The organism is Paenibacillus sp. NPDC056933 (assembly GCF_042674385.1).
In the GTDB taxonomy this organism is placed as follows: Bacteria; Bacillota; Bacilli; order Paenibacillales; family Paenibacillaceae; genus Paenibacillus.
On the sequence record NZ_JBHUQN010000003.1, the window covers coordinates 396,262 to 421,382 of the forward strand.

Below are 25,121 nucleotides of genomic sequence, written 5' to 3' on the forward strand. Positions count from 1 at the left end.
GTAATAAATAATTTGATTGACAGGTAAGCGTTACCATAATAAAATTCATTTTGTAACCTTAACGATAACTTAAATTAACTTAGAAAAGGGGTCGAAACAATTGAGAAAAAACAAAGGCTGGATGCTTCTGCTTACCCTGCTGCTCATTACTTCTCTGCTCGCAGCTTGCTCTTCCGGAGGTGGTTCTTCACAGGCAGGAGAGGAAATTAGTACAGATCCTGCGGATATCAAAGGTGAAATCACTGTTCTTACGCAGCGTACAGATATTGTTGATACCGTATTCAAAGATTACGCCGCGGAGTTCAATAAGGAATACCCCGATGTAAAAGTAAACTTCCAGGCACTGGCCGACTATGAAGGACAAGTGAAAATCCGTATGAGCACCAAAGATTACGGGGACGTGCTGATGATCCCTACCAGCGTACCCATTGCCGACATCCCGGACTTTTTCGAACCGCTGGGGACGTATGAGGAGTTGAAAGACAAGTACACAGGGATTGAAGAACGCATGGTAGATGGCCAGGTGTATGGTATCCCTACGGTCATCACGTTCTCCGGCATTATCTATAACAAACAGGTATTCAAGGACGCTGGCATTACGGAAGTGCCAAAAACACCTGAGCAATTCCAGGCTGCGCTCCAACTGGTGAAAGACAATACGGAGGCGATTCCACTGTACACCAACTATGCCTCCGGTTGGGCTTTGACGCAGTGGGAAGCGGATCTGCCGACGGTTGCAGGCAGTGTGGACTACGTTAACATTGATCAACCGAACACAGATGAGAACTTTGTGGCTGGCAAGCCGCACTATGAATTGTACAAAGTGCTTTATGACGCTGCCAAAAATGGCCTGATCGAGAAAGATCCAACCACAACCGACTGGGAAAGCTCCAAGGCTGACCTTGCGAACGGCAAAATTGCAACGATGGCGCTTGGATCATGGGCGATTACGCAAATTCAAGGTTTGACGGATACACCGGATAATATCGGATTCTTGCCATTCCCTACCAATGCAAGTGATGTGGTCGTTCCGCTCGCTGCAGACTATAACATCGGCATGAACGTGAACAGTGAGAACAAACCTGCTGCAAAAGCGTGGATTGACTGGTTCCTTGCGAAATCAAACTATGCGGTTGAGCAAGGTGGAGGTATGAGCGCAGACAAAAATGCAGAATTGCCACCGATTTTGGATCAATACAAAGACGTTACATTCTCCACATTGACTCCTGCCAAAGAAGGACAGGAAGGTCTCGTTGACAAAATCGACAACGAAGGCGAGATCGGCCTCTGGCAGCCTGACTTTAAGAAACGCATTATCGAAGCAGGCATCGGTAACCGCAGCGAATCGTATGACGACATCATGAAAGACCTGAATGACAAATGGGTAAAAGCACGGGCAGAACTAACGAAATAATAAGACGTGCGATCCGTTTGAATTGCATGGAAGCTGCCGGGAGAAAAGGCTAACGTACCTTTGAAGCAGGCTGTTGTATTGAATGGTGGTACAGCATGCTGTCTCCTGGCCGTTTTTCATTTGGAAAGTTGAATTGGACGGGAGTCTTTCGATATAAAAGCGGCAGAACCGCTTGGAGGTGTGGAGAGCATGAAATACTTGAAGATTTCGAATTGGGGTTACTCAGCGCAGCGCATATTTATCATCTGTGCCTTCTCGATCATTCCGCTGGCACTGCTGTTCACGTTTGCTTATTTACCTGTCATTAACATGTTCAAATACAGCTTCACCGATTGGAACGGATATAGCAAAAGATTCGACTATGTGGGGTTCGAGAACTACACGCGGATATTCAGTGACCCTGAATATTTCAAAGTCTTTATTGTCAGTTTGTACTATTTTGTTGCTACTTTCCTGCAAATGGGCCTGGCCCTCTACTTTGCAACCATACTGAGTTTCAAAATTCGAGGCAAAAACTTTTTCAAAGGCATATTGTTCTTCCCTTATCTGCTTAATGGTGTAGCCATCGGATTTATCTTCCTCTTTTTCTTCAAACCGGACGGTACTCTCGATACACTCATGCAGGCCGTGGGGCTTGGACAATACACCCAGCTCTGGCTTGGGAATCCGAACATTATTAACGTGTCGCTCGCAGGCGCATCCGTATGGAGATATATGGGTTTCAACTTCATCATCTTTCTGGGTGCGATCTCTTCCATTCAAAAGGATGTCTATGAAGCGTCGGACATTGACGGAGCCAATCGCTGGCAGCAGTTCCGCCATATCATCCTGCCGAGCATTACACGCATCCTGCAGCTCAATCTGATTTTGGCGATTAGCGGCGCAATCAGTGCGTTCGATATTCCATACATTATGACCGATGGTTCCAACGGCAGTGAGACCTTTGTGATCCAGACCGTTCACTTGGCATTTAAGTACGGCAAGCTGGGATTGGCATCGGCAATGGCGGTTGTGCTGCTGTTTATCGTCATTCTCGTTACGCTCGTTCAGCGTGTCACCATGAAAGGGGAGGAATGAACGTGCATCAACTCAAATACACCCTTGCGAGCATATTCAAATATGCTTCACTCATTCTTGCAGCGTTCATTGCGCTTGTACCCATCGTTGTGGTGCTGTTTGCATCGCTCAAAACCAATGCTGAATATGCGACCAGCAGTCCGCTTGCGCCACCAGCCAACTGGCTGAACTTTGCAAACTATACCAAGGCTTTTGTGGACGGCAACATGCTGGTCGGTTTCAAAAATACGATTATTATCCTGATCATCTCCATTGTGGGCGCCACGTTAACAGGCTCCATGATCGCGTATGTGCTGGATCGTTTCAAATTTAAAGGCAAAAAGATCATGGTCGCTGCATTCCTGCTTGCCACGTTAATCCCAAGCGTAACAACACAGGTGGCTACCTTCCAGATTATCAACGCGCTCGATCTGTTCAACACGAGGTGGGCGGCTATCGTCATGTACCTTGGTACAGATATCATCGCAGTCTATATTTTCCTGCAATTCCTGGGCTCCATCTCTAATGCGCTGGATGAATCCGCCATGCTTGACGGGGCCTCGTACTTCACCATTTATTGGAGAATCATTCTGCCACTCCTGAAACCGGCGATTGTAACAGTCATTATCGTGAAGGGGGTCAACATCTATAACGATTTCTACACGCCGTTCCTCTACATGCCGAAGACGGATCTACAGGTCATATCCACCGCACTATTTAAGTTTAAAGGCCCGTTCGGATCACAGTGGGAAGTCATCAGCGCGGGCATCATGATCGCCATTATTCCAACGATGATCGTCTTCCTGCTGCTGCAGAAGTACATCTACAATGGCTTCGCACAAGGCTCTGTTAAATAAAACCTATTACTGAAGGGAGAAATGAAACGATGACAGTTGTTGAAACGAAGAATGTACACATTGTTGGGGATGCATTGCCGAATATGCCTTGGGAGGACAAACCGGAGGGTACGGAAGGGCCGGTATGGAGACATTCAGCGAATCCGGTGGTTCCGCGTAACCCGGTCAAGGGGGTTGCTCGCATTTTTAACAGTGCCGTTGTTCCTTATGAAGGAAAGTTCATTGGTGTATTTCGCGCCGAAACGATTAATGGCCGCCCGCATCTGCATATGGGTTCCAGTGAAGATGGACTATCGTGGAATATCGAAGAGGAACGCATTGCCTTTGTAGATGAGAATGGCGATCCCTTTATGCCGAACTATGCGTATGACCCGCGTCTGGTGAAGGTGGAAGATACGTATTACATCATCTGGTGTACGGATTTCTACGGCGCTGCACTCGGCCTGGCCAAAACGGATGATTTCAAAACGTTTGTACGTCTGGAAAATCCAATGCTTCCGTTCAACCGCAATGGCGTATTGTTCCCACGCAAAATCAATGACAACTATGTGATGTTGTCCAGACCGAGCGACAGCGGACATACTCCGTTCGGGGATATTTTCCTGAGCGAAAGCCCGGATCTCGTATACTGGGGCAAACACCGTCATGTCATGAGCAAAGGCGGCCAAGGTTGGTGGCAATCGGTCAAAATTGGCGGCGGTCCTGCTCCGATTGAAACGTCCGAAGGTTGGCTGATGTTCTACCACGGCGTAACGGGAACGTGTAATGGATTTGTCTATAGCATGGGTGCGGTCATTCTGGATCTGAATGAGCCGTCGAAAGTGAAATATCGATCCTCTAACTTTGTACTCACACCGGAAAAATGGTATGAAGAGCAAGGCTTCGTGGATAATGTCATCTTCCCATGTGCAACGTTGCATGATGCGGAGACAGGACGCATCGCCATCTATTACGGTGCAGCCGATACGTACGTTGGCGTTGCCTATACAACCGTCGAAGAGATCGTGAACTACGTCATTGAGACCGACGAAGTCATCGCTGGAGACCGCGAGGAAGGCAAACTTTAATTGCAGTGAAACAATTTAAAATGAAGCTATGGTTTACACAACAACGGAGAGTGCAGAACCAATCTGAAGAAGCGGAGCGTTCGCATTTATCACCGGATTTTACCCTTAATAAAGGGATTAAAAGAAAATCCGGGGATAACGGCGATCGGAAGATGGTGCTGCAATCGGAGTGACGAGTGGAAAGATCGTCTGTTCATTTTAGAAATATGTTGAACATGAAAGGGGCTCTACAGCGCAATGCATATGGAGTACATCAAGGGATCTACATTTGGCTGGATGAGCGGCCGGGGAGACTTCCGCAAGCCTGAAGCAAAAGAATCCCTACGCCTGATGGCTGAACGCACAGGCAGTTCACATGTCATTTTTGCACTGGCGGCACATCAGGATCATCCACAGGCGGTAGAGGTCAAGTATCAGGGTGAGCATATGGTGGAAGACGACGAATTGGTGGAGATGATACGTTACGCCCGCACACTTGGACTGCGTGTCATATTGAAACCAACCGTTAATTGCACCGATGGCACATGGCGTGCGCACATTAACTTCTTTGATATCGATGTGCCGTGTGAGCCGAAATGGCAAGATTGGTTCCGCAGTTATACCGCTTATCAGAAGCACTATGCAGCAATTGCCGAGCGCGAGAAATGCGAGATGTTTATTGCAGGCTGTGAGATGGTGCAGTCTGAACGCCGGGATCAGGAATGGCGCGAGGTTATCACTGCTGTTCGTGAAGTGTACTCCGGACTCGTATCGTATAACACCGACAAGTATCAGGAAGGTCATGTGAAATGGTGGGACGCCGTGGACGTCATTTCCTCCAGCGGCTACTATCCGATTGGGGATTGGGAGGCGCAGCTGGATCGAATTGAACAGGCTATTGCACCCTATAACAAACCTTTCTTCTTCGCAGAAGCAGGCTGTCCAAGCCGAAGTGGATCGGCGCAAGTGCCGAACGACTGGGGATTGGAAGGTGAAGTGAGTGCGGAGGAACAGGCGCAGTTCTATGAAGCCATGTTCCGTCATGCCAGCCAGCGGGACTGGGTGCGGGGCTTTGGTCTGTGGGACTGGAGTGCCCATCTGTATCAGGAGCAGGATGCCCTGAACGATGATGGATACGGCGTTTATGGCAAGCCGGCGGAGCAGGTTATTCGTCGCTTTTACCAGAGGACTACAGCGGGAGTGTAAACGAGAAGCAAGAAGGCGTATGTGAAGATGGATCTTAGAGAATGCTCTTTTATCTAGTTTTGATAATTTTCGGACTGTGAGCAGGGTGCAGTAGATTATGGTATAGCTTATTCTTGCAGATATGATTCGTATTCAAGCTAAAAATCCCTTCCTCCAGCAGGAAGGGATTTTTAGCTTGGTTAATGGTATTAATGGAGATATCGAATTATGTTGACAAAAGGAAGGCTCCTGCCTATCCTTAATGGATGAATATGATAATCATTATCATGAAATAGAGAAAAGGGGTTCTATGTCCATGTTTGTACAACATCGCAAATTTTCTGCCTTCATGCTGGCAACTACGCTATTGTTGCTATTGGTTATCGTAGGCTGCGGCAATACAGGAGCAGATAAATCCTCATCTGCTGCCTCGAATCAAACGTCCGCCAAATCAATTACAATGTCATGGCCACGTGATATTGGTACAATGAATCCGCACACGTACAATCCTTCACAATTATTTGCCCAATCCATGCTCTATGAGCCGCTGATCAGCTACCAGAAGGACGGGAAACTGGAACCTGCGCTGGCAGAATCATGGACGATTTCCGATGATGGCAAAGTATATACATTCAAGCTTCGCCAAGGTGTGAAATTCTCAGATGGTACGCCATTTAATGCTGAAATTGTGAAAAAGAATTTTGATGCTGTCATGAAAAACAAAGATACGCATAGCTGGTTGGGCATAGTTGGTGTACTCGACAAGACGGAAGTGGTGGATGATCACACGTTCCGCATGACACTCACAGAGCCGTACTATCCTGTTCTTCAGGATCTGTCTGTGGTCCGCCCGTTCCGATTCCTGGGTGAAGCCGGATTCCCTGATGACGGGGATACGTCCAAGGGCATCAAGGAGCCGGTTGGGACTGGTCCGTGGATGCTGGCTGATTACAAGCAGGACGAATATGCTGTCTTCAAGCGCAACCCGAATTACTGGGGAACAGCACCGAAGGTGGATCAGATTACTGTCAAGATCATTCCAGATGGTGAAACCCGTGTGCTTGCTTTTGAAAAAGGAGATCTGGATCTGATCTACGGGGAAGGTGTCATCAGTCTGGATGCATTCCAGCAGCTTCGTGACAACGATGAATACGTAACTCAACTGTCTGAACCGGTAGGTACGCGTGACCTGCTGCTGAACTCTTCCAATCCGAAGCTGTCCGATGTAAGAGTACGGATGGCGTTGCAACAAGGGTTTAACAAAAAGGCAATGGTAGAGGGCGTAACCGCGGGGCTGGAGGAACCAGCAGACACGGTATTGTCCAAAAACTATCCGTATACCAATGTCGATCTGAAACCGATTGAATATGATGTCGAACAGTCCAAGGTCTTGCTGGATGAAGCGGGCTGGAAGCTTCCGGCGGGCGGTACCGTTCGTGAGAAGGATGGTCAGCCGCTGGAGTTTGAGATGATTTTTGACAAAACCGATCCGATTCAGAAAGCGATGGCGGAAACCATTCAGGCAGAATGGAGTGAGCTTGGGGTCAAGGTGAACCTCACCGGGCTGGAGCTGACCGTACAGATCAAACGTTTAAAAGCCAACGATTTCGACCTGTACTTTTGGTACAACTACGGTGCGCCGTATGATCCACATTCCTTCATTAATGTAGTCGCGAGTCCTGGATTTGGTATTTCGGAAACATTGAGCGCCCTGCCGATGAAAAAAGAACTGGACGAGCAGGTGCATGCTGCCCTTTCCTCCACAGATGAGACGAAACGCCAGGAGCTGTATGGCTCCATCCTGACAACTCTTCAGGAACAGTCGGCAATCGTACCGATCTCTTATATTAAGAAAACGGCAGTATATCAGAAGAAGATTACGAACTTTATCTTCCCGGCGAACCGTGATGAGAATCCGTTTGTAGGTATTGAAGTAGGTAACCAATAAATCAACAAACATATACACATTCATGCATGAATACATGCCAGCGAGGTCTATGCTGCTTGATAAAAGGGAGGAACGTTTGGTGATCGGCTATATCGGGAAACGAATGATCGCGATCATTCCTATCGTTTTTATCGCTACACTCGTGACCTTTGCGCTCATTCATATTTCACCGGTTGATCCAGCCGAGGCTTATCTCACAGCCGCACATATCTACCCGACGCCGGAGCTGCTGGAGCAGAAGCGGCACGAGTTCGGTCTGGACCAGCCTTTATTAACTCAATATGCTCATACGCTCCAGAAAATTTCCCGATTGGACTTCGGCACATCCTATCTTACGAACAAGCCGGTATGGGATGAGGTGAAAGCCAGACTTCCCGCGACAGCAGAATTGGCTTTGTGGAGCATGCTGTTCTCGGCCCTGGTGAGCATACCCTTGGGGATTCTGGCGGCGGTTTACAAAAATAGCTGGATCGATATGGTCAGCCGTGGCATCTCCTATTTCGGAGCATCGATGCCACAGTTCTGGCTCGGATACCTGCTCATCTTCTTTTTCTCCGTCAAGCTGGACTGGCTTCCTGTGGAGGGGCGGGGTTCATGGGAGAATCTGGTGTTGCCCACGGTGACCCTTTCGCTCGTTCTCATTGCTGTGTATACGCGGCTGCTCCGCTCCAGTGTGCTGGAGCAATTACAGGAAACGTATGTCCAGTACGCCAGAACACGAGGTCTGCGAGAGCGGGTTATCTTGCTGAAGCATGTGCTCAAAATTGCCATATCGCCCCTCATTACCGGAATGGGGATGAATATGGGGAAGCTGCTCACAGGAACCATTATTGTGGAGCAGGTGTTTTCCTGGCCCGGATTCGGGCGTTACTTTGTCGATGCGATATTTAACCGGGATATTCCGGTTATCCAATGTTACGTCTTTCTGGCGGCATGCCTGTTCATCGTATGCAATTTGCTCGTTGATCTGGTGCAGTTGGCTATGGACCCACGAATATCAGCGAAAGGACGGGCAGAGCATTGATAAACAAATGGCGTACAGTGTTCAAAGGGCAGAGAGCCATCATGGTCTGCTCAATTATTGTTTTGCTGTTCTTCGTGGTGACGCTGCTGGCCCCGTGGATCGCTCCGCATGACCCGGTGAAGGTAAATCTGCTGCAAAAGCTGAAGGGTCCTTCGCTGGATCATTGGCTGGGAACGGATCATCTGGGCCGCGACACCTTATCCAGGCTGATCTATGGGGCGAGGGTGTCGCTTGGGTTTGCGACTCTTATTTTTCTGTCCTCTCTAATCATGGGTGTCCTTGTAGGCTCAATCTCAGGTTACCTTGGCGGCTGGGTGGACAGTGTGCTCATGCGCTTCTGTGAAGGGGTAATGGCTTTTCCGAATCTGGTCCTGGTGCTTGGTATAGTCGGGATATTTGGTCCGGGTCTGATGCAGGTACTACTGGCACTTATGATGGTGCAGTGGGTGTATTATGCACGGATCTGCCGAAATATGGTGGTCAGTCTGAAGGAGCGAAACTTCATCGCAGCGGCTCGCATTAGCGGCTCATCTTCCTGGACGATTATCCGCAAACATATTATTCCCAACGTGCAGCGTCCAATTGTCGTCATGGGTACGCTGGAGATGGGTTGGGCGATTATGGATATATCCGCACTCTCCTTCCTTGGTCTCGGTATTCAACCACCCAACGCCGAGTGGGGCGCGATGATCCATGAAGGAACGGGTTATATTCGCAGTCACCCCGAGTTAATGATTTATCCGGGGATGATGATTCTGCTGGTGGTCATTACGTTCAATATCCTGGGAGAAGCACTGTCTGAGCGATATGGCATTGCCAAACGTTAAAATTTCGGCTGTTGGATTCGAAGGGGATGGAGATGCAGACGGGGGTGAACGGAAGCGATGGTGATGGATACGGCGAAGGTATTGGAAGTCCAAGGTCTGCAAGTAAAGCTCAAAACGGAACATGATACCGCGCCTCTGCTAGAGCCGATGGATTTGGTGCTGAACAAAGGCAGTGTATTCGGACTGGTTGGTGAGAGCGGCAGTGGCAAAACGATTACGTGCAACGCATTGTTCCGCATGCTTGACCCGCGCAGAATGGAAGTGACCGGCAGCATCCGTCTACATGGACGGGAGCTTGGTTCATTGTCCGGCGAGGAGATGCGGCGTATTCGGGGCAAGGAGATCGGGTTCATTATGCAGAATCCGATGAATGCTTTTACACCTGTGTATACGATAGGTTCTCAATTCATTGAAACGTTGCGTACACACACTGGAATGTCCAAAGTCCAAGCCAGAGAGCAAGCGGTTACTGCCTTGGCTGACATGAACCTGCCGGAACCGGCCAAGCTGATGAAGCGTTACCCGTTCCAGCTGAGCGGCGGCATGCTGCAGCGGGTCATGATTGCCATATCCATGTGCCTGCGGCCTGCTCTGGTCATTGCGGATGAACCGACCACGGCGCTGGATGTGGTGAACCAGCTGCGGGTGCTGCAAGAACTGGAGCGGCTGCGTACAGAGTACGGCACATCCATTTTGCTCATCTCGCATGATCTGGGCGTAATCTCTCAAATGGCGGATGAGGTTGCGGTTATGCAAAAAGGGCGAATTGTGGAGCAGGCAGGTGTCCATCAGTTGTTTGATCAGCCACAGCATGAATATACACGAATGTTGCTTCATGCCAGGCCCAAATTATCTCTGGATTAGACGCATGTGGTTAAGTTGAGCAGGGGCGAATAGATCGCAATGGACGAACTGTTTTTGTTGTTATGGAGAGGCTTTCCTTGCCAAGTCGAAGAGAAGAGAGGATGATGACCTGATGCTTCAGGTACGTGAAGTAAGCCATAGCTATGGCAAACGCAGCTGGCTGGATCGTTCGGGGACACGTCCTCCTGTGCTGGCAGACATTTCGCTTGCGATTGAGAAAGGGGTATGTCTGGGCTTGCTTGGGACAAGTGGTGCAGGTAAAAGTACATTGGGCAAAATCATCCTTGGGTTGGAAAAGCCAACTAAGGGACAGGTTATATTTCAGGGACAGGATATATACCAAGCGGGCAAACAGGTGCTGAAAGGGATAAGGCGCGATCTGCAAGTCGTGTTCCAGGACTGCTATTCTGCCGTAAACCCGCTGATGACGGCAGCTCAGATCATTGGTGAACCGCTGGATAATTACGCGAGATTGTCATCAAAGGAGCAGCAATGGACCATTGGTCAGCTGCTTGAACAGGTGGGGCTTGCACCGGAGGACAGCAACAAGCTTCCCCATCAGTTCAGCGGCGGTCAAATACAGCGAGTGAATATTGCCAGAGCCATTGCGCTGAGGCCAAAGCTAATCGTACTGGACGAGTCGGTCAGCAGCCTGGATATGGTGCATCAGACTCAAATTTTATCGCTGCTGGCAGAGCTGCGCGCTTCTTATGGGTTGTCCTACCTGTTTATCACACATGACATTCGGGCGGCGATGACCATCTGCGATCGCATCGTGGTGATGGATCAGGGAAGGCTGGTCTATAGCGGTGATGCCGGGGATTCGGTAATGCAGTCGAATCATCCAGCTGTGAAACAGTTGGTATCATCCATTTTGCCGGAGCATCCGTCGGAGCGCATTACATTTGGGTAATAGGTTGCTCATGTTATTGGAAAGGCTGTTTGTTGGTTATCATCGTTGCTGCCATTCCGTTGTGAAGTGGAGTTATTCCGATGCAAACCTGCCAAAACCTGCGAAGGCACATACAGATTGGGAGAATAACGCTGCTACGATTCGTTAAACCGCAGACTTGTCGAAAATGGAGCTATAAGCGTGTGTAAGGTTCGTTAGACTATAATGAATGATGAAAAGGGATGTCCCGTCATGACTATGACGTAGGAACATCCCTTTTTAGTGTCTGGATATATACGTTGTACTGACTTTCCATATAATTTGAGCTAACCAACGTAGAGGGCAGAAATAACCTGAAGGATTGGGCTAATACCTTTATGCAAGCAAGCTGATTCGGAAGCGTACGCTTCACCCAACAGCTTCTACCCCATTTTCCGCCCAAGCAGCTCGATCTTCTCCAGCCATTTCTTTCTCTGTTCCTCGGACTGTTTCCCGACCTGATCTACAGGTGTTATGCGCACAGGTTTGATGCCTGTCAGCGCAAAGGTGGAGATCTTCATCATTTTGTGTGCGGGCTCACCCTGGAACCATTTGTAGTACCAATTCGGACCATCCATTGTGGTAATCATGCGAGCCGTACGGCCTTTGAGCAGCTGATCCGGGAAAAGTTTACCTTTGTGATACTTGAAGGCATAACCTGGCATGAAGATGCGGTCGATGAATCCTTTGAACAAAGCTGGTGGTCCTCCCCACCAAATCGGGAATACCCATACCAAATGCTCTGCCCATTTAATCGCCTCTTGTGCTTCCAGCAAGTCCGGTTCAAGCGGCAGTTTGTTACGATAGCCTCCCTCTAAATTCATGTTGAATTCCAGCTCGTTTAGGGTAAGCGTGCGTACTTCTGCACCAGATGCAACTGCCCCTTTTTGATAAGCTTCGGCGATTGCACCATTGTAACTTGGAGAAACGGGGTTGCCTTGGATAATTAATATTTTCTTCATGATGTCGACACGTCCTGTCTATTTTAGTTAATGAACACTAACCTCATTTGCAAAAAGAAAAGGTCACGAATGACCTGATAACTGTTCAGGAATTTTCCTGAAGGTAGTTGAACCTGGTTTGTATCATTTAAACGAATGATATTACAACGGAACCCATCTTGATCAGAGCCGTCTCTTCAAGACTGCGAGAACGGAACGGCTTCGCAATGCCTATAGTCGTCGATTCTATCCCAATTCAGCCGATACCTGTCCCAACATCGAAGCAAGGCGGTGAACGGTTTCCCCGGTGTACGGAACAAGCAGTTCGGGCAGTTCACCTTGCATACTGGAGACGGCCATGCGTGTAATTGCACCGATCACCAGAACACCTGTGAGCCGTGAGTCCTGAGCGGGCAGTTCACCTCGCATAATTCCCTGATCGATTAGATCAATCAACGCATCCAACGGCTGGCGGTAATCTTCACTGCTTCCAGCTTCAATGAAAATTTCGTGATTCTGTGAAATCAACAGCAGTCCGTAGGGATCTTCATCGTGCAAGTGGAGAACTTCGGTAATCAGTTGCCGAAAGCGTTCCAGCACCGGACCATCCTGGCGAACATACCCGTCAATTAATGCAGTATAGTCCGCGCAATATTGGGTGAAGGCCTCAAGGGCAACGGCATCTTTATTTTTAAAATGTTTGTAAATCGCCGCATCCGTTACTCCGGCGGCGTCGCCGATCTCTTTGACGGAAATGCCGTCAACGCCTTTGGTTGCAAACAAGCGCATCGCCGCTTGTAGGATGTCTTTCTTTTTGCTATCTACATGAGGTTTGTTCTTCATAATTGTATAGTAAGTGATTACTAACTAAATTGCAACGAAAATTTATGAATTGCCTTATATCCTGCATCCAGAGTGCTTCGTTCAAAAGCTTGCAGCCTGATGAGTGTCAACGTATGATGGATAGAAATGAGCATTTTACATCATTGCCGAGTACGTTTTACAAACTGAACGATATAGAGCAAGTCGTCTCTGCTCAACGGGAGCTTGTACCTGCGGGTGTGGAGGAAGCGAATGATGCAAAATGCCGGAGTTTTCATTCGGACAAATTACGGAGGACACGGAGTATGGGGGACCAGGGGAATGCAGAATTACACGTTCCTTGCTGGGTGACCCCGCAAGGAACGTTGGATGACCGTTATGTATGCAAGCGTGAGCGGCTGTACAAAGGCATGAACGGCAGATATGTTGAGCGATTCACCGTTCCGGGCGGGGAAAGCTATATTTTTAAGCCGTTGACACATCACGGACAGCATGGGCGTGAACTGTGGATGGCAGAGCATGTGCTGGCGTATTTACCGCCGATCTATCCCCGGCTCATCGCTTCATCGGTCAGAGACGCTACACCGGATCAGAGCTGGATCATCTATGAGGATCTGGGCGAACTGGTGCATGATTCGCGGGAAGAGATCATGCTGGCTGCTGCTGTACATATGGCGGAGTGGCACACGTTATCTGTTGCTGATTGGGGCAAGCTGCCCCGGATGGGTCAGAAACCGCCAATCCGGGACATGCTGGATGATCTGCTTGGGCAAAAGGAATCCACCGCTAATTTGTTGTCCAAGCTGGAGATCACGCTGTCACCATCGGATTGGCACAACATCGCCTCGCTAATCCATACAGCGGAGGAGAAGTTACCTCGTGTTTTGTGTCATGGTGACCTGCATCCTGGTAACATGGCGGATGTGAACGGCAGGCTGGTCATCATCGATTGGGAGCATGCTCATCTCAACACGCCGCTTTGGGACATGTACCATCTGGTGGATCTATCGCATCCGCTGTTTCCGAGAACCGTTACGCCGGAGCTGCGGGAGCGGATTATTGATGTTTATCTGGACGGGCTGGAGCGGCATAGCGTTCAGGTTGACCGGGTTACTTTTAAAAGGTGGTACAGTGCATATGCCATGGTATTCTCGCTCTGGATGCTGCGTCTGATTGATGGGGATCTCAGAAGTGCAGACTGTGTATGGCCCGAAGAACAGCTGCGGAATCAGTGGAATGAAACGGCAGCGACGCTAGGGCAGTGCATGAACCAGTTATTTGGGGATTTTGCATAAATCAGAGAGTGACAGGAATCGAATTATGCAAAACGCTCTAATTTGCAGAATAGAAATGAGGGGGGCAGAACATGCGTAAAGTTGGACTCGTCATGCGTAAGATTCAATTCACGGAGGCTCAGGGCCCGCGCGTTTTTGCGGATCGGCTGAAGCAGATTGGGCTGGAACTGGGCGTGGAGATTGTGTTCATCTCACCAGAGCGCCATGTCAGCGGGTATGACTGGTTGCCGGGCTATGAGCATGAGAAAGGCGACCTGGTGAACTATGATATCGTGCTGGACCAGATATATAGCCAAAATATAGAGCATGTCATCTACACCGTATCCGGGTTTACATTCCTCAAAATGTTTCTACCGAAGAGTGTGTTGTTCCCGCACAGCTTTCCCGACCCGGCGCTGACGGGGTATGAGATGATGAAGCCATTTTATACGATGGTGGATAAAGCAATTGTGCAGACAGAGTTTCTAAAAACGGAACTTGGCCGCAATTTCGGTGTACATGACGTGAACGTCATCCCGATTGGCTTTAGCGAAGAACTCGCAAACCGCCACTACGACCCGAGTCAGGTTGTGCAAAATCGTGTGCTCTGGATCGGTCGGGATGAAGCGAATCGTCGCCCGGATCTGGTGCTGGAATACGCCCGGCAGAACCCGGACAAGGAAGTATACATGGTATTCGGCGGTCGCCGCTATGAGGAAAGCATGAAGAAATACAACATTCCGGACAACGTAAAATTGCAATTCGCGCTGACACAGGATGAAGTATTTACCCTGATGAACTCGTCCAAGGTGTATTGGAGCTGTTCGGCGTTTGATACGTTTGCGATGCCTTTGACCGAAGCGATGGCGATGGGCAAAATGGTGGTGAAGCCGGAGCATGCCTGTTATGGACACATCCGTTCCACACATGCTTTTGCTGGCAACGAGGATAACTGGTTTGAATTGGTGAACATGGCTGCTGCGGCGCCGCGCAGCGTGTCGGAAGATAACCGGGAGTATGCGTTTGGTGCCTTCTCGCGTACGATTATGAAAGAAGGGTACCGGGAGTTTTTCGCCAATTGGTTGAAGTGATCCATATAGATACAGGTATACACGGTGTGAGGTTCTTGGATTAATCTGGGCAATAACGGCAGGATGAGCAGCTATAGCATTCAGGCAGTAGATCGAAAAAGGAGAGCAAAAGGCTTCTAATCGGGTAGGGAATCCGATCAGGAGCCTTTTCTATATCCCTAAATCAACGGGTGTTCCGCTAGCGCTGAACAGGAGGTATATTAATTTGACCCGAATGAAATGGACATATTTTAGTATTTATCAAAAAAAATAGGGGTGTTATGCTGTGAGCGTAAGGAAGGAGTGATTCCCAAATGAAGGCGCTGTCTGCGAGAGAATATCAGATTTTGCATTTTCTATTGGAGCGTAGGGATTTCGTTCCGGTCAAAGAAATAGCCAGTCACATGAACTGGTCCGAAAAAACCATTTACAGGGAACTAAACGCCCTGGAGAACAATTTGGATACTCGCGGAATTCGCCTTGAACGGAAGCCGGGAACTGGTATTGCGCTGGCTTTAACTCAGGAACAGACGATGGAACTGAGGAGGACGCAATGGATTCCGGGAAAAAAGGTGGTGACGACCCTTTCCGTTGAGGCGAGGAGAATCAAAATATTGACGAATTTATTATATGATTCTCCTGAGGAAACCTCGATTAACAAACTGTCAGAAGAATACTTTATTGGCAAGGCATCAATTGTGAATGATCTCAAGGCCATTGAAGAACGAATTGAACCCTTTCATCTGCGACTGGAAAAAAGCCAACTCGGCACCCGTCTGATTGGTTCGGAGATTGACATTCGCAAAGCCATGGCTTCTCTCATTCATGAACTTGTGAGTGAAGAACGGAAGGAAGAACAAGAGCATCAGTCCCGGATTGATGGCAACACACTGGGTGAATTGATTGAACATTTTGGTTCCGATCCGGTAAAAGGAATTCAACGCATTCTGGAAGAAACCGAGCAGCGATTAGGATATACCATAGGTGACCCATATTACATCAACATGCTGACTCACCTGCTGATTTGTATCCGCAGACTGAAGAGTGGCAAGGTCATTCGCCTGGCTGACGGATTTTCTGAACATCCAGTAACCGACCCAGCTGTGCATTCTATCGCAAAAGACATGGCCAACAGGATCAGGGAACAATACGGATTGGAATTGCCAAGTGAAGAGATCTATTTCATCTACCAATATCTGATTTCGTCAGGAATGAGTGTCCCGTCCCTTAACCATGAGTTGTCAGGTCTGATGGACAAAGCTTGCCCGGAGTCCAAAGCGATGGTCAAGGAATTGATTCAGACCGTATCTGGTATGATCCGGCGTGACCTTACAAAAGACGAACAGTTGTACAAGGGACTGATTATTCATTTTAAACCGATGCTGAACCGTCTAAAATACAACATTTCCATTAATAATCCTCTGCTGGAGGAGATAAGCAAGGAGTATGCCGAGATCTTCTCCCTGGTCCGTTTGGGAATGCTGCCCATTGCCCAAGCCTGTGGTTTGAATACGTTTAGTGATGACGAGATAAGTTACCTGGTACTTTATTTTCAGGCATCCATTGAGAAAAGCAGTAAAAAGAAAAGAGTTATTCTGGTCTGCTCTACTGGAATAGGCACCTCTCATTTGCTGAAAAACCGGATCAACCGTTCATTTCCCGAATGGGAAGTCGTTGATGTCATTTCGGTAAGCTGGTTCAAGCGCACGGAGGATTGGACGGGAATTGATTTGATCATATCTACCGTTAAACTGGAGCATCAGGATCTGCCGGTTGTGTATGTCTCGGCGCTCTTAAATGATACGGATGTCAGCTTAATCAAGGCCAAGTTTAACGAGGAGAAGTTGAATCAGCATCAAAACAAGGTGTTTTCATTTCCGCTGCTCGGGGCGTACGTTCACCCATCTTGTTTGCAGATTGAAACGAATACGAAGGCAACGTTTGCAGAAGGGACAGCGTCCCGTCTGGAGTTGTTTACATCCATACTCAAACATGTAGGCGCTAACATGGAGAATCGGACGTTTGCCGAGGCCAAGCTGAATAATCATTTGTCTGTTTTTCTAACCCGCAGTGATATGAACGTTAATCCAGTCGTCGGTTTTAATGTTGTTCAAGGTGAAGCGGCAAATAGCAAACTGGAAATTGTAATCGCTTTCTCAAAAGATGAACCAATAACTGAATTGCTGATCGAAATACAGAGCCTGTTGATGTGCAGGCGTATGTATGAACAGATCATGAGAGTGACTACACCTATGGAGCTTGTCGGGATATTACAGTCGAAGCACGATCAGGAGGAGGACCATGATGGATATAACCAAGATTATTAACGAACGGTTGATTAAGCTGGATCTACAAGCTCGAACCAAGGATGAAGCCATTGAGGAACTGGCAGATTTGCTGGAGAAGGATGGTGCTCTGTCCTCCAAAGAGGAGTTTATCAAGGACGTCTATGTAAGAGAGGAAGAAGGTCAGACTGGTCTGGAGAATCATGTTGCCATTCCTCATGGCAAGTCGGCTGCTGTTCTCAAAACCTCGCTCACCATAGGGCGGACAGAGCACCCACTTGAATGGGAAACCCTGGACGGCAAACCTGTCCATGTCGTTATTTTGTTTGCCGTACGACTTGTGGACCGGAATACAACCCACATGAAACTGTTGGTCCAGGTTGCCAGTATGCTTGCTGATGAGGAGGTATTGGAACGTTTGATGCATGAGCCTGATCCGGCCCGGATTATGGAGCTGTTTGCAAGCAGGGAGAGCGTATCTTAGAATAAGGAACTTTCTGGATTTTAATTAAATGGAGCACACCTACATCATTTGGAGGGATACTGATGAACATTGTAGCCGTAGCCGCATGCACTGCTGGTATTGCCCACACGTATATTGCCAAGGAAAAATTGATCAAAGGCGCGAAAGCCCGTGGACATGAGATTAAAGTGGAGACTCAAGGCACCATAGGAACTGAAAACGAGCTTTCCAGGGAAGAGATCAGAGATGCTGATGTTGTCATTGTGGCCGCAGATATCAAGATCGGCGGAGAAGAACGGTTCAAAGGCAAGCGGATCATTCGGGTGAAAACCGAAACGGTTATTAAAGCGCCGATTAAATTCATTGAAAAGGTGGAGCAGTCTTTAGGGGTATCCTCATAAAAAGGGAGGCGAGACGATGAGCGCTAAATCCAATAACGCAGGTTCAGTGATCAAAGGCCATTTGTTAACCGGAATTTCCTATATGATTCCTTTGATCGTTGCTTCAGGGCTGTGTATCGCGCTGGGTCAAATATTAGGAGGAGCCGATGTGGGCAAGGCGGAAGGAACCATTCCGTATATGATTAACCAGATCGGCGGTTGGGGAATGGGGCTGGTTGTACCTTTAATTTGCGCAGCGATTGCTTATTCGATCTCCGACCGTCCCGGAATTGCTCCAGGATTAATTGTTGGTTTTATATGCAGTCAGATTCAAGCGGGGTTCATTGGTGGGATGTTGGGAGGATTCCTCGTGGGTTATGTTGTTATTGGCATCCGAAAATATGTAAAGCTGCCAAAGTCCATGCAGGGATTAATGCCCGTTCTCGTTATTCCGTTTCTGGCCACACTGATTTCCGGTTTGTGTATCTTCCTTGTTATTGGTCAGCCGATTGTCTGGCTGCAGGACAGCCTCACCCATGTGCTTGAATCGATGCAGGGGGGTTCCAAATTTGCGCTCGGGGCCATTCTGGGCTTGATGGCTACCTTTGACTTTGGAGGACCTGTTAATAAAACGATGTCGCTGTTTGCCGATGGAATGCTGGTCCAAGGTATCTATGGGCCTGAGGCTGTCAAGTTTGTCGGCTCGATTATTCCACCACTGGGGATCACCCTATCGTACTTCCTGACGAGAAACAAATACACAGCAGCGGAAAAGGAATCGTTAAAGGCTGCATTTCCGATGGGAATCTGTATGGTTACGGAGGGAGTGATTCCGATTGCGGCAAGGGATCTGGTCCGGGTGGTGACTTCCTGTGTCATCGGCTCAGCGATAGCAGGTGGTCTGATTATGATCTGGGGTGTTGAGGCCCCGGTGCCGCACGGCGGATTGTTCGTTGTCCCCCTTTTTACGCATCCGTGGCTGTTTATGCTGTCTCTTCTCATTGGTACCGGAATCTGTGGAATAACCCTATCCCTATTAAAGAAGCCGGTAACGGCTATAGATGAAGAATTCGACGACACGGAAGATGAAAGCGTAAGCTTCGATGACATTGTGTTCAAAGTGGAGTAAGGCTCACCAAGATGAGAACGCTTACCACTAAATCTATACACTAATCCAAAGGAGATGTGAACTTATGTTGATTACGATGAAGGAATTGCTACAGGTAGCCAAGGAACACAAATTCGCGGTAGGCGCATTTAACGTGGCAGACAGTACATTTTTGAGAGCGGTGATTGAGGAGGCCGAACATTCCAATTCACCGGCTATCATCGCCATCCACCCCACGGAACTTGAATTTTTGACGGATGAGTTTTTCGCATATGCCCGCCAGCGTGCACATGCCAGCCATGTTCCACTGGTGATCCATCTGGATCATGGCGGGTCCATTGCTGATATCATCCGGGCGATCAAGTGTGGATTCACCTCCGTCATGATTGACGGTTCCCTGCTCCCTTATGAAGACAATGTGGCTATTACAAAACAGGCGGTGGAAATTGCACACGCTGTCGGCGTCTCTGTTGAAGGGGAATTGGGAACGATTGGGCAGACCGGTAACTCTATCGAAGGCGGCGTATCGGTGGTAACTTACACAGACCCGGCTCAGGCGGAAGATTTTGTGGCACGTACGGGGATCGACACGTTAGCAGTAGCCATCGGTACAGCCCATGGCATCTATCCCAAGCATATTAAACCGGAGCTGCAAATGGATATCTTGAGAGAAATCAATCAATTGGTAGATATCCCTCTCGTTCTTCACGGGGGGTCCGCTAACCCGGATCAGGAGGTTTCCGACTCGGTTCAGCTGGGCATTTGTAAAATCAATATTTCCAGCGATATGAAATATTCATACTTCAAAAAAGCTCGTGAAATTTTAAGTACAACGGAGTTATGGGACCCTAATGCCATTTATCCGGAATGCATTGCCGAGGCCCAAAGCGTCATTCGCTATAAAATGAATCTGTTCAATTCGATCGGCAAAGCGGATTTATACAAGGGACTGCGTTATGAACAACGCCAGGCTGAAAGTGTAAGCCTTTACTGAGCCTGCTGGCAGGAACAAGGCATCATAAGAAATATGCCAATTTGATATCATGAAACCTCTTTGAAGCCCTCATTCACGAATTCGATTTATCGTGAATGGAGGGCTTCATTATGTGATAAACTCTACACGTATCCAGAATGCTGAGTATCAGTGGTCATTCGGAGGAATGTATTTAGGAGAAGGGGGCGTATAAGTGAAAGGTCTTATTATATTGATACTCCTTATTTGGCTCGCATTGCTGCTTATTGAATGGCTCATCTATCGATTGCAAGGTCGGCAGATGACAAGGGCTCAATATATTCTGCCTTGTGTGGCCTTGCTGGGTGGAGCCATCGTTATCATGATCAGCGTTGATATTGGCGGCTGGAACGGGATCGGCTATGCTCTGCTGGGGGTATCGATTGCAACTTCCGGCTTGCTCACCCTGATCACGGTCATTATTGTGGACCTGGTTATGCGGCGGCGCAGAAGGAACGAATAGAACGAATGGGGTTTACTCTACTAAGAGAATTGGGCAATCGGACGGTTGCAGGAATGCATTCGTCTGTGATATATTGACATTAATTATGACAAGGGAGGTGAAGACAGGTGAATCACGCGATGCTTAACAACCGTATTAGCCAGCTGCCGATTGCTATGGCTGGCATTGTTCATACTTTTCCAACCAACGGGAGAAGTCTGTCCAATTTTAAATATACGGAAGTTAACATTTGCGAGAAGATGCCTGCCTTGACCTCATTCGGACGATAAGCAATTTTGCTTGAATTCTGAAGGGCCGCGGAGCTAACCTCCTGTGGCTCTTTTTGTGTTGCGGTCAGGATCTTCCAATCCATAGGAGGAACCTTATTATGATGATTATTAGCGCACAACAACTGACCCAATACCACGGAGCACATCTGGTGCTGGACGGCATTACGTTTGAAATTATGGAAAGCGACAAGGTCGCCCTGATTGGCCGCAACGGAAGCGGCAAGACGACATTGATGCGTCTGATGGCACGACTAAGCCAGCCGGATGAAGGTCAATTGATGATCAAGAAGGATACACGGATCGGTTATGTAGCCCAAGTGCCGGAAGGAATGGATGATCACACGGTGCTGGATGTACTGAGTCTTGGATTCAGGGAGCTTATGGAATGTCGGAGTCTGATGAAGGAAATGGAGCAGCAGATGTCCGATCCAGACTGTGCAGCCGATCCGAAACAATTGGAGCGCTTGTTGAAGCGGTACGCGGCACTGCAAGATCAGTTTGAGCGTGAGGGCGGTTACGAGATGGATGCACGGATCGATCAGGTGGCAGACGGTCTGGATATCGCCAAGGCGCATTATGAATGGCGTTTTGGTTCCCTGTCGGGTGGGGAGCAGACCCGGGTTGTGCTCGCTTCACAGCTGATCGTAAGGCCTGATCTGTTATTGCTGGATGAGCCGACCAACCATCTGGATCTGGAGCGGGTAGAGTGGCTGGAAGGATTTTTGCGCGAGTATACAGGCACGATTATTCTGATCTCACATGATCGCTATTTCCTGGATCGTGTAGTAAACCGAACGCTGGAGCTGGAGGATGGCGAGGCGCAGACAGCTGCGGGTGGTTACACGGAATATATGAAGGTGAAGGAACAACGGCTGCTGCAGCAATTTGAGGAGTTCAAGGAGCAGCAGAAGGTGATCAAAAAAATGAAAGAAACGATCCGCCAACTGGAAGAATGGGGCCGAGTTGGGGGCAATGAAAAGTTCTTCCGGCGTGCAGCTTCCATGCGTAAAGCAATCGAACGGATGGAACAGGTGAAGCGACCGATATTGGAGCGGCGTAACGCTGACTTCGATGTACGTCCTACAGACCGTACGGGAAAACGGGTGGCTGTCATGGAGCAAGTGGAGAAGAGTTATGGAGAACGTCTAATCCTGCGCGGAATCTCAGGTCTGTTGGAATATGGCGACAAAATTGCTCTTATTGGACGCAATGGCTCAGGCAAAACGACGTTGTTCAAGCTGTTGCTGGGAGAGGAGCAACCGACTGCAGGCAACCTGGAGTGGGGGGCACGTGTGGACGTCGGTTATTTGGCCCAGCAGGAGGAGCCTTCCAATCCGAAGCTGAATGTCCTGGAGTACTTCCGGCTGGAAGCGGGTGTGGAAGAAGGGGAGGCGCGCGGCATTCTGGCCCGATATCTATTCTATGGAGCAGATGTGTTCCGCTCGGTAGGGCAGTTATCTGGTGGGGAATGGACACGACTAAGGCTGGCTCTGCTGGTTCAGCGCAAGCCGAATGTGCTTCTGCTGGATGAACCGACCAACCATCTGGATATTGCTTCAAGGGAAGCGCTCGAAGAGTCACTGGTTGATTTTGAAGGAACAGTCCTTGCCATCTCGCATGACCGCTACTTCGTCAATCGCCTCGCTTCCCGTGTGTGGGAACTGGAAAATGGTCAGATGACTGCTTATCTGGGAGACTATGAAGCCTATCGGGAGAAGAAGATTGATCTGCAAGCCCGTGCAGCAGTGGCAAGTCAGCCTATAGCAGCTGTAGCGACTCCATCACGTGGAGGTTCACAACCGAACTCCGAGGCGAAGTCTGGTAGAACGGCTGATACGAAGCACCAATCTCAAAAGCTGTCCGCTGAACAATTGGAGCAGAGACTGGCCCGCCTTGAAGGGCAGATTCAGGCGCTGGATCACCAGCTTGAATCCGTACAGAACAATCCAATCGATCTGGAACAACTGTGGAACGAACACGAGCGGCTTTCTGATGAATACAATGAAATATTGGCCCAGTGGGCAGCGTTGTGAGACAGGTCAGGACAAGAAGCTAATTTTGAGATGAATGAAGAGGCCGGAGGATGTTCTCCGGCTTTTTTGGATTTGAAATTTGAATCATCACGCGGTTAGATCGCCAGTATTCTAGTAAAATGGATATCTCCACCGTTCTTAATTAGACGCTTTGTAGAATTTATGCAACAAGTTTATTACCATGTCATCGGGAGTAGTGTAACTTTTTTCCTTCTCATGCGTTAAATACGTTTGTGTATATGGAAACGGCTCCTCTTAGAGCTTACAGAAAGGCAGGTTATCTTTATTTATTATTCATTGACTTATCGGAATTGGTCAGATGACCGGCAGGTTGAGACGGGGGCATTGGAGCAGGTATCGGTCACTCGCGATGAGCTGTTCATGCGCAAGCTGGTTGATGCTACCCTGATGAAAAATAAGCTCTGGGCGCATCTATCCAATGAATGCGAGGATCGTCGGGAGCATGCAGTCTACGTGACCGAGTATCACAATCAAATGCCAGAGGAATACGGTACAGCGATTGCGGACGCTGCACTGGCAATGTGTAAAATGTCCTCCATGTACAGCGCGGAATATATGCTGTGGAATGGGAGTGCATTTCAGGAATTGGACGTGGCGGAATCCTCCTCGTACACGATGGAGCTTGCCGAGCAACTGCTGGACCATTACATGGTCCGGGGCGGTACGACCTATGAATTTGTGTATTCCGTGCTGGATGCGGATCGCAAGAAAGTGTTGTTTTTTATGAAGGAGGTGGATCTGTAATGGCCGAAAATCCTATACCCAAACCGGGTTCGCGCGCCAAGCTGGTTGCTTTCTCACTAATGCTTGCGGTTCCGGCCGTATTATCCGGTTGTAGCAGCAATAGCGATGAATGTGACCCGGAATACGATACTGGATGTGAGTATGATTCCAGTAGTGGACACTATTACTACGGCGGCGGATCATCCTATCGAAGCAATAAGGACAGCAGTTCCTACAGTAAATCCAGTTCGAAGTCGAGCGGCTTTGGCAGCTTCTTCCGCAGTTCGGGAGGTTAGAACCGGATGAGGCATGTTTACCAACTGCCGTTCAGTCATGAAGAAGTATTCAGGGGCGAAGCAGGACAACAAGTTCCCTATCACCGAATGTATGGCAAGCAATATGCTGTACCTGCGTTAACGGTCTATTCCCCTGTGGAGATGCAGGAACTGCGTACAGCAGTTGAGGCTGTAGACGGGATTTATTGCAAAGTCATGCGTTTTATCCAGCAGTACATGCCCGACTCCTTCCTGGAGCACCAGTTGGGTATTCATCCAGGCCTTATTCAAGCGGCGCGTATGGAGATGGTGACAGGGGGAATCACTCGACAGGACTGGATTATTGGGGAAGCCGGGATAAAATGTATTGAAAATAACACGGACACGCCAACCGGCATACCTGAAGCAGCTGGGCTGGAAGGCATACTTGTGGGCATGGCCGAGAAGGCAGCATTCACTGCGCCATCCGCCAAGATGGATGAGCGTCTTCGGGAATGCTTTCACAGCTGGTTGGACGCCTATGCTCAACAGGGATTAAAGGGACCGGTGACATTCACATCATTCGGAGAGCATGTGGAGGATCGGACCAATACGGAGTACCTGATGAAGCTGTGCCAGGAGGTGGGGTACGAAACGTTCTACGCTCCACTGGAAGAACTCGAGATTATTCCGGGGGAGGCGCTCTACCATCATGGACGCGAGATCAACCTGTTGTACCGCCTCTATCCCCTGGAATATCTAGTCGATGATCGAGATGAAACGACGGGGGTGGACATCGGTGCAGCGCTGCTTGGGCTGGTACAGGATGGGCGCTTAGGGCTGATGAATCC

The 25,121-nt window shown here is 48.8% G+C and carries 25 protein-coding genes; 23 read left to right on the forward strand and 2 right to left on the reverse strand.

The genetic code is table 11. The features are described 5' to 3' along the window. Positions 1-100 precede the first annotated feature (100 nt). From ACFTRD_RS22000 to nikE, 10 genes are all read left to right on the forward strand, one after another. On the forward strand, positions 101-1,414 hold the full coding sequence (locus ACFTRD_RS22000) for an ABC transporter substrate-binding protein (RefSeq protein WP_379383741.1): 1,314 nt from the start codon (positions 101-103) through the stop codon (positions 1,412-1,414). Positions 1,415-1,603: 189 nt separating this feature from the next. Further along, positions 1,604-2,491, forward strand: a complete 888-nt coding sequence (locus tag ACFTRD_RS22005) for a carbohydrate ABC transporter permease (RefSeq protein ID WP_192271700.1) — start codon at positions 1,604-1,606, stop codon at positions 2,489-2,491. Further along, on the forward strand, positions 2,488-3,327 hold the full coding sequence (locus ACFTRD_RS22010; protein WP_379383743.1) for a carbohydrate ABC transporter permease: 840 nt from the start codon (positions 2,488-2,490) through the stop codon (positions 3,325-3,327). The genes ACFTRD_RS22005 and ACFTRD_RS22010 overlap by 4 nt, the downstream gene beginning before the upstream one ends. A 29-nt stretch (positions 3,328-3,356) precedes the next feature. After that, on the forward strand, positions 3,357-4,394 hold the full coding sequence (locus ACFTRD_RS22015) for a glycoside hydrolase family 130 protein (RefSeq protein ID WP_379383745.1): 1,038 nt from the start codon (positions 3,357-3,359) through the stop codon (positions 4,392-4,394). A gap of 243 nt (positions 4,395-4,637) precedes the next feature. Next, positions 4,638-5,579, forward strand: a complete 942-nt coding sequence (locus ACFTRD_RS22020; RefSeq protein ID WP_379384433.1) for a glycoside hydrolase family 113 — start codon at positions 4,638-4,640, stop codon at positions 5,577-5,579. Between the two features lie 295 nt (positions 5,580-5,874). Further along, positions 5,875-7,506, forward strand: a complete 1,632-nt coding sequence (nikA, locus tag ACFTRD_RS22025) for a nickel ABC transporter substrate-binding protein (protein ID WP_379383747.1) — start codon at positions 5,875-5,877, stop codon at positions 7,504-7,506. Between the two features lie 79 nt (positions 7,507-7,585). Then, entirely contained in the window at positions 7,586-8,530 is a 945-nt protein-coding gene (nikB, locus tag ACFTRD_RS22030; protein ID WP_379383749.1) for a nickel ABC transporter permease subunit NikB, read from the forward strand. Then, positions 8,527-9,357, forward strand: coding sequence for a nickel ABC transporter permease subunit NikC (gene nikC, locus ACFTRD_RS22035; protein WP_379383751.1), 831 nt, complete (start codon positions 8,527-8,529; stop codon positions 9,355-9,357). Before nikB ends, nikC begins: the two co-directional genes overlap by 4 nt. Before the next feature lie 60 nt (positions 9,358-9,417). After that, positions 9,418-10,221: an ABC transporter ATP-binding protein gene (locus ACFTRD_RS22040; protein WP_379384435.1), complete on the forward strand. Its 804-nt coding sequence runs from the start codon at positions 9,418-9,420 to the stop codon at positions 10,219-10,221. 112 nt (positions 10,222-10,333) lie between these two features. After that, a complete protein-coding gene (nikE, locus tag ACFTRD_RS22045) occupies positions 10,334-11,134 on the forward strand; it encodes a nickel import ATP-binding protein NikE (RefSeq protein ID WP_379383753.1) in 801 nt (266 codons plus the stop codon). A 401-nt stretch (positions 11,135-11,535) separates the two neighbouring features. Here nikE and ACFTRD_RS22050 read toward each other — a convergent pair whose 3' ends face one another. Both ACFTRD_RS22050 and ACFTRD_RS22055 read right to left on the reverse strand, forming a co-directional pair. Further along, the gene (locus ACFTRD_RS22050; protein ID WP_379384437.1) at positions 11,536-12,117 is read right to left on the reverse strand and encodes an NAD(P)H-dependent oxidoreductase; all 582 of its coding nucleotides are present in this window, start codon (positions 12,115-12,117) and stop codon (positions 11,536-11,538) included. A gap of 222 nt (positions 12,118-12,339) precedes the next feature. Next, a complete protein-coding gene (locus ACFTRD_RS22055; protein ID WP_379383755.1) occupies positions 12,340-12,936 on the reverse strand; it encodes a TetR/AcrR family transcriptional regulator in 597 nt (198 codons plus the stop codon). A 113-nt stretch (positions 12,937-13,049) separates the two neighbouring features. On the opposite strand from ACFTRD_RS22055, the gene ACFTRD_RS22060 reads away from it, so the two are divergent. The 13 genes from ACFTRD_RS22060 to ACFTRD_RS22120 all read left to right on the forward strand — a co-directional run. Then, positions 13,050-14,210: an aminoglycoside phosphotransferase family protein gene (locus ACFTRD_RS22060; protein ID WP_379383757.1), complete on the forward strand. Its 1,161-nt coding sequence runs from the start codon at positions 13,050-13,052 to the stop codon at positions 14,208-14,210. A 71-nt stretch (positions 14,211-14,281) separates the two neighbouring features. Further along, a complete protein-coding gene (locus tag ACFTRD_RS22065; RefSeq protein WP_379383759.1) occupies positions 14,282-15,280 on the forward strand; it encodes a glycosyltransferase in 999 nt (332 codons plus the stop codon). Positions 15,281-15,573: 293 nt separating this feature from the next. Further along, positions 15,574-17,586, forward strand: a complete 2,013-nt coding sequence (locus tag ACFTRD_RS22070; protein WP_379383761.1) for a BglG family transcription antiterminator — start codon at positions 15,574-15,576, stop codon at positions 17,584-17,586. Further along, complete coding sequence (locus ACFTRD_RS22075) at positions 17,561-18,028, forward strand: PTS sugar transporter subunit IIA (RefSeq protein ID WP_217998933.1); 468 nt, start codon at positions 17,561-17,563, stop codon at positions 18,026-18,028. Before ACFTRD_RS22070 ends, ACFTRD_RS22075 begins: the two co-directional genes overlap by 26 nt. A 62-nt stretch (positions 18,029-18,090) precedes the next feature. Beyond that, positions 18,091-18,408, forward strand: a complete 318-nt coding sequence (locus tag ACFTRD_RS22080) for a PTS fructose transporter subunit IIB (RefSeq protein ID WP_062322848.1) — start codon at positions 18,091-18,093, stop codon at positions 18,406-18,408. 16 nt (positions 18,409-18,424) lie between these two features. Continuing rightward, entirely contained in the window at positions 18,425-19,516 is a 1,092-nt protein-coding gene (locus ACFTRD_RS22085; RefSeq protein ID WP_062322846.1) for a PTS fructose transporter subunit IIC, read from the forward strand. Between the two features lie 64 nt (positions 19,517-19,580). Further along, complete coding sequence (locus ACFTRD_RS22090; RefSeq protein WP_192271671.1) at positions 19,581-20,489, forward strand: ketose-bisphosphate aldolase; 909 nt, start codon at positions 19,581-19,583, stop codon at positions 20,487-20,489. A 193-nt stretch (positions 20,490-20,682) separates the two neighbouring features. Then, a complete protein-coding gene (locus tag ACFTRD_RS22095) occupies positions 20,683-20,970 on the forward strand; it encodes a YesK family protein (protein ID WP_379383765.1) in 288 nt (95 codons plus the stop codon). Between the two features lie 107 nt (positions 20,971-21,077). Beyond that, positions 21,078-21,239 carry a hypothetical protein gene (locus tag ACFTRD_RS22100; protein WP_379383767.1) on the forward strand — a complete coding sequence of 54 codons (162 nt, stop codon included), beginning with the start codon at positions 21,078-21,080 and terminating at the stop codon, positions 21,237-21,239. Between the two features lie 98 nt (positions 21,240-21,337). Continuing rightward, complete coding sequence (gene abc-f / locus ACFTRD_RS22105; RefSeq protein ID WP_379383769.1) at positions 21,338-23,272, forward strand: ribosomal protection-like ABC-F family protein; 1,935 nt, start codon at positions 21,338-21,340, stop codon at positions 23,270-23,272. Between the two features lie 345 nt (positions 23,273-23,617). Next, a complete protein-coding gene (locus ACFTRD_RS22110; RefSeq protein WP_379383771.1) occupies positions 23,618-24,037 on the forward strand; it encodes a hypothetical protein in 420 nt (139 codons plus the stop codon). Further along, complete coding sequence (locus ACFTRD_RS22115) at positions 24,037-24,312, forward strand: hypothetical protein (RefSeq protein WP_379383773.1); 276 nt, start codon at positions 24,037-24,039, stop codon at positions 24,310-24,312. Before ACFTRD_RS22110 ends, ACFTRD_RS22115 begins: the two co-directional genes overlap by 1 nt. 6 nt (positions 24,313-24,318) lie before the next feature. Next, positions 24,319-25,121 (forward strand): glutathionylspermidine synthase family protein (locus tag ACFTRD_RS22120; protein WP_379383775.1); only part of this gene is annotated, 803 nt, incomplete at its 3' end.